General features: G+C 45.0%; 14 protein-coding genes. 13 read left to right on the top strand and 1 reads right to left on the bottom strand.

All coding sequences use genetic code 11. The annotated features are described in order from the left end of the window. The first annotated feature begins 4 nt into the window (after positions 1-4). From thiI to M1E06_RS06020, 5 genes are all read left to right on the top strand, one after another. Positions 5-1,210, top strand: coding sequence for a tRNA uracil 4-sulfurtransferase ThiI (thiI, locus tag M1E06_RS06000; protein WP_023855502.1), 1,206 nt, complete (start codon positions 5-7; stop codon positions 1,208-1,210). Between the two features lie 112 nt (positions 1,211-1,322). After that, the gene (locus tag M1E06_RS06005) at positions 1,323-1,535 is read left to right on the top strand and encodes an alpha/beta-type small acid-soluble spore protein (protein WP_003184396.1); all 213 of its coding nucleotides are present in this window, start codon (positions 1,323-1,325) and stop codon (positions 1,533-1,535) included. Positions 1,536-1,668: 133 nt separating this feature from the next. Next, positions 1,669-3,267 carry an acyl-CoA synthetase MbcS gene (gene mbcS, locus M1E06_RS06010; RefSeq protein ID WP_035339327.1) on the top strand — a complete coding sequence of 533 codons (1,599 nt, stop codon included), beginning with the start codon at positions 1,669-1,671 and terminating at the stop codon, positions 3,265-3,267. 25 nt (positions 3,268-3,292) lie between these two features. Then, positions 3,293-3,721: a MarR family winged helix-turn-helix transcriptional regulator gene (locus M1E06_RS06015; protein ID WP_020452586.1), complete on the top strand. Its 429-nt coding sequence runs from the start codon at positions 3,293-3,295 to the stop codon at positions 3,719-3,721. Between the two features lie 124 nt (positions 3,722-3,845). Beyond that, the gene (locus M1E06_RS06020; RefSeq protein ID WP_261378146.1) at positions 3,846-3,977 is read left to right on the top strand and encodes a hypothetical protein; all 132 of its coding nucleotides are present in this window, start codon (positions 3,846-3,848) and stop codon (positions 3,975-3,977) included. 17 nt (positions 3,978-3,994) lie between these two features. On the opposite strand, the gene M1E06_RS06025 is transcribed toward M1E06_RS06020, so the two are convergent. Beyond that, the gene (locus M1E06_RS06025) at positions 3,995-4,792 is read right to left on the bottom strand and encodes an NAD kinase (protein ID WP_020452585.1); all 798 of its coding nucleotides are present in this window, start codon (positions 4,790-4,792) and stop codon (positions 3,995-3,997) included. Between the two features lie 193 nt (positions 4,793-4,985). Between M1E06_RS06025 and sppA the strand changes: the two genes are divergently transcribed. The 8 genes from sppA (at position 4,986) to M1E06_RS06065 (ending at position 11,549) form a co-directional block, all read left to right on the top strand. Next, positions 4,986-5,993 carry a signal peptide peptidase SppA gene (sppA, locus tag M1E06_RS06030; protein WP_020452584.1) on the top strand — a complete coding sequence of 336 codons (1,008 nt, stop codon included), beginning with the start codon at positions 4,986-4,988 and terminating at the stop codon, positions 5,991-5,993. Between the two features lie 15 nt (positions 5,994-6,008). Beyond that, complete coding sequence (locus M1E06_RS06035; protein ID WP_039072911.1) at positions 6,009-6,527, top strand: RDD family protein; 519 nt, start codon at positions 6,009-6,011, stop codon at positions 6,525-6,527. 120 nt (positions 6,528-6,647) lie between these two features. Next, positions 6,648-7,331: a DUF2953 domain-containing protein gene (locus M1E06_RS06040; protein WP_020452582.1), complete on the top strand. Its 684-nt coding sequence runs from the start codon at positions 6,648-6,650 to the stop codon at positions 7,329-7,331. A 12-nt stretch (positions 7,332-7,343) separates the two neighbouring features. Continuing rightward, positions 7,344-7,802, top strand: a complete 459-nt coding sequence (gene ytfJ, locus M1E06_RS06045) for a GerW family sporulation protein (RefSeq protein ID WP_020452581.1) — start codon at positions 7,344-7,346, stop codon at positions 7,800-7,802. Positions 7,803-7,939: 137 nt separating this feature from the next. Next, a complete protein-coding gene (gene tpx, locus M1E06_RS06050) occupies positions 7,940-8,443 on the top strand; it encodes a thiol peroxidase (protein WP_023855499.1) in 504 nt (167 codons plus the stop codon). Between the two features lie 85 nt (positions 8,444-8,528). After that, positions 8,529-9,515 (top strand): class I SAM-dependent methyltransferase, encoded by a 987-nt coding sequence (locus tag M1E06_RS06055; protein WP_020452579.1) that lies wholly within the window; start codon positions 8,529-8,531, stop codon positions 9,513-9,515. A 229-nt stretch (positions 9,516-9,744) separates the two neighbouring features. Beyond that, on the top strand, positions 9,745-10,932 hold the full coding sequence (locus M1E06_RS06060; protein WP_020452578.1) for an acetate kinase: 1,188 nt from the start codon (positions 9,745-9,747) through the stop codon (positions 10,930-10,932). A gap of 98 nt (positions 10,933-11,030) precedes the next feature. Continuing rightward, on the top strand, positions 11,031-11,549 hold the full coding sequence (locus tag M1E06_RS06065) for a MogA/MoaB family molybdenum cofactor biosynthesis protein (protein ID WP_023855497.1): 519 nt from the start codon (positions 11,031-11,033) through the stop codon (positions 11,547-11,549). Positions 11,550-11,714: the final 165 nt, after the last annotated feature.

Genomic DNA, 11,714 nt, shown 5'->3' on the forward strand with positions numbered 1-11,714 from the left:
CACAATGAATGAAGACTATATTTTAATCAGATTTGGCGAAATTTCAACAAAAGGAAAGAACAGAAAGCTTTTTGTCGATCGCCTGAAAAGAAATATCAAAATGGTCTTGCGCGATTTCCGCAACGTCCGTTATGAGTCAACACGTGACAGGATGACCCTCGTATTAAACGGAGAAGACGCGGAAGCCGTAATGGCCCGTCTGAAAAACGTTTTCGGCATCCAATCGTTCAGTCTTGCCGTGAAGTGCCGGACAGATCTGGAAAGCATTAAAGAGACGGCGCTCGCGTCTGTTCAAGAACAATACAAGCCCGGAGATACCTTTAAAGTATCGACGAAAAGGGCTTACAAGCAGTTTGAATTAAATACAAATGAGATGAATGCCGAAATCGGCGGACACATTTTGCGCAACACCGATGATCTTACCGTTGACGTTCATTCCCCGGACATCCATTTGCGGATCGAAATTCGGGAAGATGCTACGTATTTGACATTCCGGGATGAAAAAGGTGCGGGCGGACTGCCGGTCGGAAGCGGAGGAAAAGCGATGCTTATGATATCCGGCGGAATTGACAGCCCTGTTGCCGGGTTCTATGCCATGAAGCGCGGGCTTGAGATCGAAGCTGTTCACTTTTTCAGCCCGCCATATACAAGCGAACGGGCCAAGCAAAAAGTGATTGATCTCACTAAACGCCTTACGGCTTTCGGCGGAGACATCAAGCTTCATATCGTTCCGTTTACGAAAACCCAAGAGCTCATTCAAAAGCAGATTCCCGAAAACTATTCCATGACGGCGACCAGAAGGCTGATGCTGCAGATCGCCGACAAACTGCGCGAACGACATAACGCGCTTGCCGTTTTTACAGGAGAAAGCCTCGGCCAGGTGGCAAGCCAGACGCTCGAAAGCATGTATGCCATCAACGCGGTCACGAGCACGCCGGTTTTGCGCCCTTTAATCGGCATGGATAAGACGGAAATCATCGAAAAAGCGAAGGAAATCGATACGTACGATATCAGCATACGTCCGTACGAAGACTGCTGCACGATCTTCACGCCTTCTGCGCCGAAAACGCGTCCGAAAAAAGAAAAAATCGAACACTTTGAAAGCTACACAGATTTCGAACCGCTCATCAACGAAGCTGTGGAGAACACAGAAACGATTGTTTTGAGCAGCAAAGCGGAAACGAAAGATCAATTTGCGGACTTTTTCTAAAGGAATATTCGATCAAACGCCTTTGTCTGTTTTTTGCATACAATTACCAAACATTCTTTGTATGAAGTCATGTGTTTTTACACAATCTATACTCACAAGGAGGTGAGAACACATGGCTCAAAACAACAGACAAAGCAGTTCTAACCAACTATTGGTTCCTGGTGCTGCTCAAGCTATCGACCAAATGAAATTCGAAATTGCTTCTGAATTTGGCGTTAACCTTGGAGCAGAAACTACTTCTCGTGCAAACGGTTCAGTTGGAGGAGAAATCACTAAGCGTTTAGTTTCTTTCGCTCAACAGCAAATGGGTGGAACACAACAATAATTAAAATTAAAAAGCAATGGATAATGGGTGGGGTTTAATCCCCACTCTTTTTTATGTTCTGCAAAATAGGCATTTCGGAATACAATTGTATGAAAGGATTATGTATAATAAAAAGATGGCACAAGACAAGGAGATGGATGGGTTGAGAAGAGAAGATTTGATTGCGCCGGAGAAGTATAACGCGGTTGATGAAATTGAAAAATTTAAATCTTCCCGTGATAAAACCGCTTTGATCTGGGAAGATGAATCAGGACGTCAAGTGTCTTGGACTTATGAAAAATTAATTGAAAGGGCTTACAAAATCGGCAGCATATTGACCCGTTCTGGACTGAAAAAAGGTGACAAGCTTATCGTGATGATGCCGCGGATCCCGGAGACGTATGCCGTCTACATGGCCATTTTAAAAGCCGGAATGGTGGTCATCCCATGTTCCGAAATGCTCCGGGCGAAAGACTTGGATTACAGGATCAAGCATGCCGGCGTCAAAGGAGCCGTCGTATATTCAGCATTTCTTGATGCTTTTCTAGATGTTCAAGCAAAAGATGAGCTGTCGTTATTTGCCGTCGGTGAAAGCAGAGAAGGGTGGATCAACCTGCTTGAAGAAATGAATCAGGCCGTTGCCGCGGATTTTCAAGCGGCTGATACCTCTCGCGATGACATCGCATTTTTATCTTACACATCAGGCACGACCGGTCAGCCAAAAGGAGTTGTACATACACACGGCTGGGCTTATGCTCACTTAAGAACGACAGCTTCCGCATGGCTTGATATTTCAGAAGGGGATCTCGTCTGGGCAACAGCGGGGCCGGGCTGGCAAAAATGGGTATGGAGCCCGTTTTTAGCAGTGCTCGGCAGCGGTGCAGCCGGCTTTATCTATCACGGGAAATTTACGCCGGAAACGTATTTGCAGCTGATTGAGCGCCATCAAATCAATGTGCTGTGCTGTACGCCGACAGAGTATCGATTCATGGCGAAAGTCAATGATTTGTCCCGCTTTGACCTGTCTTCTCTGCACAGCGCTGTTTCGGCCGGGGAGCCGTTGAACAGGGAAGTCATTGATACATTTAAAAAGCATTTTCATATTGATGTGCGGGACGGATACGGACAAACGGAAAGCACGCTGTTGGTGGGGATTTTAAAAGGAATGAAAATCAAGCCTGGAAGCATGGGAAAACCGACGCCTGGAAACCTGGTTGATATTATAGACGGGAATGGAAAGAGCTGTCCGCCGGGCGTAACGGGCGATATCGCCGTCCACTTAAGCACGCCGGCACTCTTTAAAGAATATTACAAAGATCAAGAACGAACGCTCCGCCAAAGAAGAGGAGATTACTTTATAACAGGGGATAAGGCGCGAAAGGATGAAGACGGCTATTTCTGGTTTGAAAGCCGCAATGACGATGTGATCATCAGTTCAGGATATACAATCGGCCCGTTTGAAGTTGAAGATGCACTGATCAAGCATCCTGAGGTCAAAGAATGTGCTGTTGTGGCAAGCCCTGACGAAATCAGGGGATCGATCGTGAAAGCATATGTTGTCTTAAAGGATCGATCCCGCGGAAATGAACAACTGACAAAGGAATTGCAAAACCATGTAAAAGCCATGACGGCCCCTTATAAATACCCCCGGGAGATAGAATTCATCGAAGAACTGCCGAAAACGCCATCGGCGAAAATTAAGCGCTTTGAACTAAGACAACGGGAAATCGTTCTTAAAACAAAAGCTGAATAACCACACAAGAGGGGGGGAATATCCTTTGGGGCATGACTCACTCCGAAACATCGAGAAGGAAATCGCGCTTTTAGTCCGTCTGACGACGGCCTACAGTCCGCGGTTCGGAAGTCTGGACCGCTCGGAATATCTGCTGTTAAGCGAGCTTGATAAGCAAAGTCCTCTTGCCATCAACTCGCTGGCTGAAACCTTAATGCTGAATCTTTCGACAGCGAGCAGACAGGTTGCAGCATTGGAACGGAAAAAGCTCATCAGGCGTTTTCCCGATCCCAACAACGGCCGGATCAGCCTTGTAGAAATGACTTCGGAGGGCATTGATACTCTGAAAAAAGTGCAAAAGGCTCGCTATCATGTATACACGGAGGTTCTTCAAGACTGGACAAAAGAAGAACTGAGCACATTGGAAACTCATTTGATCAGACTGAATCAGGATTTTAAAAAGTGGAGCAAATAATCGGCTAAAGGCTGTTGGTCAGACGATCACCAGCCTTTTTCTTTTTAATCTGTTGATTTATAGAAAAAAGGATGCGTAATACAACTTGTAATACGATATATAAAAACCGGAAGGAGGAGCACTTTTGAGGCAATCCGATGTGTCGATATTAAATTCGTCCGCCAAAGTGCTTGCTGCCCGGCATGAATGCGGAAATGAAAATTTCGTGATAAACAACCGCAAAAAAGAGCAGGAAGAACATCCCGCTCTTTATTAATGAAAAGGTTTTCAAAATTATAGAAATGTGCGCCTTACTTTTTCCCAAAACGAATTGTCTTTTAATTTAATGGTTTTGATCATCTTGCCTGAGAGGCTGACTTCGACTTCTTTTACATGCATCGTACTGAAGGCTTCGTTATCAAGGCCGATGATCGGATAGTCGTTCCCGTCTTGGACGATTTTTAATGTCAGCTTTCGATCCGCACTTAAAATAAACGGAGATCCGAGCGTTCTGTATGTGTTGTTGTTCAATGAAGCGAGCTCTGTCACCTGTATGCATGGAAGCAGCGGATCAACGACGGCCCCTTCAACCGATTTGTTATACGCGGTGCTTCCGGTCGGAGTGGACACGATCATTCCGTCCCCGCGGAATGTTTCAAAGTGAAGATCATCAATATAAACGTCCATCACAAATGTTTTAATAATGCTTGAACGGATGGATACCTCATTCAGACATTGAAAGCTTGTCCCGTCAACGGTTACATCGATCAGCGGATATTTTCTGACCTCGATTTGTTCAGAGTTTGTCGCTTCAATCATTTTATCGGTATCATGTATATTAAAATCCGCATACAAATGAGCTTTCCCCTTTTTGGCCACGCCTACGTACAGGCAGTCATCCCTGAAATTCGTCTTTCGAACCGCCTGCAAAAATGTCCCGTCGCCGCCGATGCTTGCGATAATATTGGCTTCATTGTGGTGGTGAACGACGCGAAATCCGTGTTCTTCTGCAAGGTGTTTCAGTTTTTTGCACTGCTCGTCGGTTTCTTCGCTTTTTTTGTAAAAGAAATAAATGTTCCGGCGGTCTGTCACAATCATTCTCCCCTTTGTCTGTTAAGTTTAGATTTTTCTGCCATCTAACATGTATGTTAAAATGACCTGTGACCCTTAGTTTACCATGTCCAAAAACTTCTTGTATATGAAGCGGCATCATACTGAACTTTTTCTCTTCATATACGTACTAAGACATGCAGCTTTTTTTATTCAAAGGAGGAGAACAGACAAAATGAATGCGAAAAGATGGATCGCACTTGTCATCGCGCTGGGCGTTTTTGCGTTATCTGCGGTGGTGAGCCTTTTGCTAGCAGTATTTGACACGATGGGGAATGACGGAAAGATGCAGTTTGGCCTTAATGACACCCAGGAAGAAACGGTGCTTGAAGAAGGAAACAGCTCAAGAAAAATCGCCGTGCTTGAAGTGAACGGAACGATTTCCGACAATGGCGGCGCTTCTGGCTTGTTCAGCTCTGAAGGCTATAACCACAGATCGTTTTTGCAAATGCTTGAAAAAGCAAAAGACGACTCTGCTGTAAAGGGCATTATTCTGCGCGTCAATTCTCCGGGTGGCGGAGTATACGAAAGCGCCGAAATACATAAGAAGCTTGAAGAGATCAAAAAAGATACGAAAAAACCGATTTACGTATCAATGGGCTCGATGGCTGCATCTGGAGGCTATTACATTTCAACGCCTGCCGACAAAATCTTTGCAGCGCCGGACACGCTGACGGGTTCACTAGGGGTCATCATGGAAAGCCTTAACTACAGCAAGCTTGCAGAAAAGCTTGGATTGAAAACGGAAACGATCAAAAGCGGTGAGTTTAAAGACATCATGTCACCGACGCGCGATATGACGAAAAAAGAAAGAGAAATCATGCAGTCAATGGTCGATGACGCGTACGAAGGATTTGTCGATGTTATAGCCGACGGACGCAGCATGTCCGAAAATGACGTGAAAAAAATTGCCGACGGACGCGTTTATGACGGCCGCCAGGCGAAACAGAACCATCTCATTGATGAGCTCGGCTACTATGAGGATGCGGTCAAAGCGATGAAAAAAGACCACAAAAACCTTGCCGGAGCGTCTGTTGTCAGCTATGAAGAATCGGCCGGCCTTGCGTCGCTCTTTTCGATGACTGCAAATAAGATGTTTAAAAGCGAAGCCGATTTCTTAAACATTAAAGAAGCAATTTCTCAATCCGGCGCACCGAGACTCATGTATTTATACGCTAAATAGGAGGGGACCGAAAAAATGGATGTGACTTATGATGGAAAGGATCATAATGAATTATCACCGGACGCCGGTGTTTCCAGGGAAGAATCGGCCCCGCATGTAGAGCATGCATATGCCGGTTTTTGGATCAGGCTGTTTGCCTTTCTGCTTGACGGGATTGTTGTCGGCAGCATCAACAAATTAGCGGTTTCACCTGTTTTCAGCCTGCTGAATCTCCCTAAAGAATCAGGGTTTTTCACCTTTTCGCTTTATTCTTTTGTAACGGCGGCAGTATTTTTCGCTTATTTCGTCCTGATGACGAAGTATTTCGGACAGACGTTGGGCAAGATGGTATTCGGGCTGAAGGTCGTGTCGCTTGCCCCGGAAAAAGGGCTGACATGGGATGTGATCTTGTTTAGGGAGCTTATCGGCCGCTATATCAACAGTTTGTATATTACGTATCTCGTTGCTGCATTTTCGCCAAAGAAACAGGGGATTCACGATTTCTTTGCGGACACGGCGGTTATTCATGAAAAGCTGTATCGAAAAAAAGACTGAGCGTATCAAACCCGGCTGCTGAAAGACAGCCGGGTTTTTTTGCTGCCTGGAATAAGCTCCGTCTATGTTTATTTTTTCGAATTTCTTCCTATAATGATTAGTATAAGAGGAAGTGAAATCATGATTTACATATGGATTGCGGGAGTATTCCTTCTTTTGGCAGCGTTAATGATGATGAAAATCCGCATCGCGATCGAATATCTTCATACAGACGATGACGACCGGCTGACCTTTAAAGTTCGAACAGGTTTTGGGCTTCTGCGCTTCAAAAAGGAAATTCCGGTGATTAAAATCAATCAGCAGGATATGACCGTTGATGTAAAAGAACAGACGAATACGGCTCTAAAAAACGATAAAAAGAGGAGAAAAGTCGGCTATCGGGAAGTGTTCGATAATACGAAGCAAATCAAAAAATTGGTGGAACAGGTCATCAATCTGCAGCCGCTTATCCGCCGATTTATGAAGCGGATTCACATCACGAAGCTCGAATGGACCTCAGTCCTCGGCTTTCCTGATGCCGCTTTAACCGGAATCGTCACGGGAGGCGCCTGGTCTCTGAAAGCCGGCACAATGGCTCTCTTGCATCAGATTTTTTGCTTTGACAGCCAGCCGGAATACGAAGTGATTCCAGTCTTTAACAGCCGCTCCTCTAAAACGCATCTGACATGTATATTCCATTTTCGCGTTGGCCATGCTATAACCGCAGCTTTTAGAATCGTGATGAACTGGAAAGGGAAAATGCGCGGCTTATTTAAGCTGCCAAAAAATCTGTCAGGTTCAACAAAGAATGATTCATCAGTATAGGAGGAATGGAATATGGCTGAACATCCAATTCAAGGTTTGATGAAAACCGCAATGGAAAATTTAAAGGAAATGATCGATGTCAATACCATTATCGGAGATCCTGTAGAAACACCTGACGGCAGCGTCATCCTAACCGTCTCCAGAGTGGGATTCGGTTTTGCGGCTGGCGGAAGCGAGTTCGGCGGAAATAAACCGGCCGAATCCAAAGCGAGCGATGGAGATCGTGAACGAAAAGAATCGAAGCTCCCGTTTGGCGGGGGAAGCGGGGGAGGCGTATCGATTACGCCGATTGCTTTTTTGATTGTCGGATCATCAGGCGTTAAAATCCTGCATTTGGATGAAAACACGCACGTCATCGATAAGATTTTAGACGCAGCCCCGCAAACGATCGAACGGATTCAGCATATGTTTAAGAAAAACGATAAGCAAAAGCAAAATATGAACCGCCAAAACCAGACGCCTCCATTTTAAAAGCTTCGGCTTTCCGGCCACAGAAGTTAACTGTTCCTGCAGCAGTTAACTTTTTTTGTCTCGGCCGGACTTAAGCTTTGCAGTTTGTCCTAAACTCTTTTATAGTAGAGTCATACATAAATGAAGGAGGAATGATGATGGCTTCAATTACATTTAAAGGAAACCCGGTGACACTGGTAGGTTCAGAAGTGAAAGTCGGAGACCAGGCGCCTGATTTCACTGTTTTGTCCAATTCGCTTGAGGAAGTCACGCTTCAAGACATTAAAGGCAAACCAGCCGTTATTTCGGTGATTCCGTCTATCGATACAGGTGTTTGTGACGCGCAGACCCGCCGCTTTAACGAAGAAGCCGCAGGCCTCGGTTCAGTGAAAGTGTATACGATCAGCGCGGATCTGCCGTTTGCACAGGCTCGCTGGTGCGGAGCAAACGGAATTGAAAATGTGGAAACATTGTCAGATCATAGGGAAATGTCTTTTGGGGAAGCATTCGGGCTTTACATTAAAGAATTGAGATTGCTTGCCCGCGCCGTATTTGTGTTAGATGAAAACGGAAAAGTCGTCTACACTGAATACGTCAGCGAAGCGACAAACCACCCGGACTATGACAAAGCCATCGAAGCTGCCAAATCACTCGTTAAGTAAATTCAACTCATAAAAGGGCTCCAGGTGATCATCTTGCCGGAGCTCTTTTCATGGCTTTGATTTTTTGATAAGGAGAGACATCATCATGCAAAACTATCCAGTCGAAACGATTTATGAATGGCTTGACAAAGGAGCGGAAATCATCGCACGTGACCTGCAGATCCCTTACATAGAAGGATTGGCGGAAGCAGGAGAGGCATTCTTTACAGGTTCCGCGGACCGCGGGCTTTCCGAAAAAGCCGAACAAAAGGTGAAGGATCTGCTCGGCCGTGCGCGTTTTTCAGAATGCAGCCATGAGGCGATCCGAAAAGCCTTCCAGCTTGCCATCCTGAAAGGCCAGAAAGATATTCCCCATCCGAACCGGCAGATGACGCCCGATACAATCGGTTTATTTATCGGATATCTGGTGAACAAATTCATCGGACCCAAAAAAGAATTGACGCTGTTTGATCCGGCGGTCGGCACTGGAAACCTGCTGCTTGCCGTCTTGAACCAGCTGGCCGGTGAAGCCGGAAAAGCGTTCGGCTCAGAGATTGATGACGTTCTGATCAAGCTCGCCTATGTCCAGGCAAACCTGCAGGAAAAGGAAATCGAGCTTTTTAACCAGGACAGCCTGCAGCCGATTTTTATGGAGCCTGCCGATGCGGTCATTTGCGATCTTCCCGTCGGATATTATCCTGATGACGAAAGCGCGCGCGCTTTCGAATTAAAGGCAGATGAAGGCCATTCTTTTTCACACCATTTGTTTATTGAACAAAGCTTGACCTATACGAAACCGGGCGGCTATTTATTTTTTATGATTCCGAACCAATTGTTCGAAAGCAGCCAAAGCGAAAAGCTGCGTACCTTTTTAAAGGACAATGCGTATATTAATGCAGTGCTTCAGCTTCCGCTGTCGATTTTCAAAGATGAGGCACACGCGAAGAGCATTTTGGTTTTACAAAAGCATGGCGAACAGGCGAAAGCGCCTAAACAAGTTCTGCTTGCACAAGTTCCATCATTCGCCAATCAGGATGCGATGCTGAAAATGACAGCCAAACTCGACAACTGGTTTCAAGCTGAAAAAAGATAAGCAGATCAGAGAAGATATATTCTCTGATCTGTTTTTATATTCAGAAAATAATAATTTCTTTGTGAAAGCGTTAACATGTCGGATCGTGACTTGAAATGCACTCTTTTGAGTGTTTAAATGAGAAAGGCAGATATTTTTTGAATTTACTAAGAACGATTTTATACATATTTTTTATGATCCGGGTTGAACATAATGTCACCGGACTATAGGTAAAAAGGAGCGTCATTTTATGTCCAAAATTATTGCAATCAATGCTGGAAGCTCATCATTGAAATTTCAACTGTTCGAAATGCCCAGCGAAAAAGTACTAACAAAAGGCCTTGTTGAGCGAATCGGGCTGGATAACGGCATCTTCACGATTTCCGTCAACGACGAAAAAAAGACCGAAACAACAGATATCCCGGACCACTCCGTAGCCGTAAAAATGCTGCTGGATAAACTTACAAAATTCGGCATTATCAAAGATTTAAATGAAATCGACGGAATCGGACACCGCGTCGTACACGGCGGCGAAAAGTTCAGCGACTCCGTTTTATTGACGGATGAAATGATCCATGAGATCGAGGAGATTTCAGAACTCGCACCGCTTCATAACCCGGCTAATATTGTCGGAATTAAAGCGTTTAAAGAAGTACTTCCAAATGTTCCTGCCGTGGCTGTTTTTGATACGGCATTCCACCAAACAATGCCGGAACAATCTTATCTGTACAGTCTGCCATACGAATACTATGAGAAATTCGGCATCCGTAAATACGGTTTCCATGGCACATCTCATAAATATGTGACTGAACGCGCGGCAGAGCTGCTCGGCCGTCCGATTGAAGAACTTCGCCTGATTTCCTGCCACCTTGGAAACGGCGCGAGCATCGCAGCTGTTGAAGGCGGCAAATCAATCGATACATCAATGGGCTTCACACCGCTTGCAGGTGTAGCGATGGGTACGCGTTCAGGAAACATCGATCCTGCGCTTATCCCGTTCATTATGGAAAAAACGGGTCAAACAGCCGACGAAGTCCTGAACACACTCAATAAAAAGAGCGGTCTTTTAGGTATTTCCGGATTCTCAAGCGATTTGCGCGATATTGTCGAAGCAACTAAAGAAGGCAATGAACGTGCGGAAACAGCCCTTGAAGTATTCGCAAGCAGAATTCATAAATACATCGGTTCTTATGCAGCGAGAATGAGCGGAGTAGACGCGATCATTTTCACTGCCGGCATCGGGGAAAACAGCGTTGAAGTCAGAGAGCGCGTTCTTCATGGTTTGGAATTCATGGGTGTCTATTGGGATCCTGCGTTGAATAACGTCCGTGGAAAAGAAGCGTTTATCAGCTATCCGCATTCACCTGTAAAAGTCCTCGTCATCCCGACGAATGAAGAAGTGATGATTGCAAGAGACGTCGTTAGACTGGCTCACTAAAAATAAAAAAACAGCCTTCTCTTTACAAGGAAGGCTGTTTTTTTATGCATCTTCCCCTTTATAATGAAAAAAGACTGTATAAAGGAGGCTATTTAGCCATGAGTGTTGAGGAACATAAAAAAGAAGCGCCGGACCGCGTCAACTGCAAAGTTATTACTGTCAGCGATACAAGAACGGAAGACACAGATAAAAGCGGCCGGCTTATGAAAGAGTTTTTAGCGGAAGACGGTCATGAGATCGTTTCCTATGAGATTGTAAAGGATGAAAAGGAAATGATTCAAAAAGCTGTGCTGGAAGGCTGTCTTGATGACCGTATCGATGCCATCCTATTAAACGGAGGGACGGGCATTGCCTCTAGAGATGTAACAATCGAGTCGATCGTTCCTCTTTTTTCGAAAGAAATTCCGGGATTTGGGGAGATATTCCGCATGCTGAGTTATACAGAGGATATCGGAGCGGCTGCGATCCTTTCAAGAGCTGCAGCGGGTGTTATTCAAAACAAAGCCGTGTTTGCAACACCGGGTTCAAGCGGGGCGGTTAAGCTTGCAATGTCAAAGCTGATTGTGCCTGAGCTTGCCCATGTCATCAGAGAACTGAGAAAAGATATGAAAAAATAAAGCCGGAAAGCCCTCCGGCTGAACGCTGAATATGCACTGAACTTCATTCATAAAAAATGAATGAAGTTTTTTTTATAAAAAGGTTGAAAAAACCAGACTTCCTTGTTAAAGTGTATACATATTAAATGTATTTTTATTAAATAAAACTTATTTTTATACAAAAAA

The organism is Bacillus sp. AK124 (assembly GCF_053903085.1).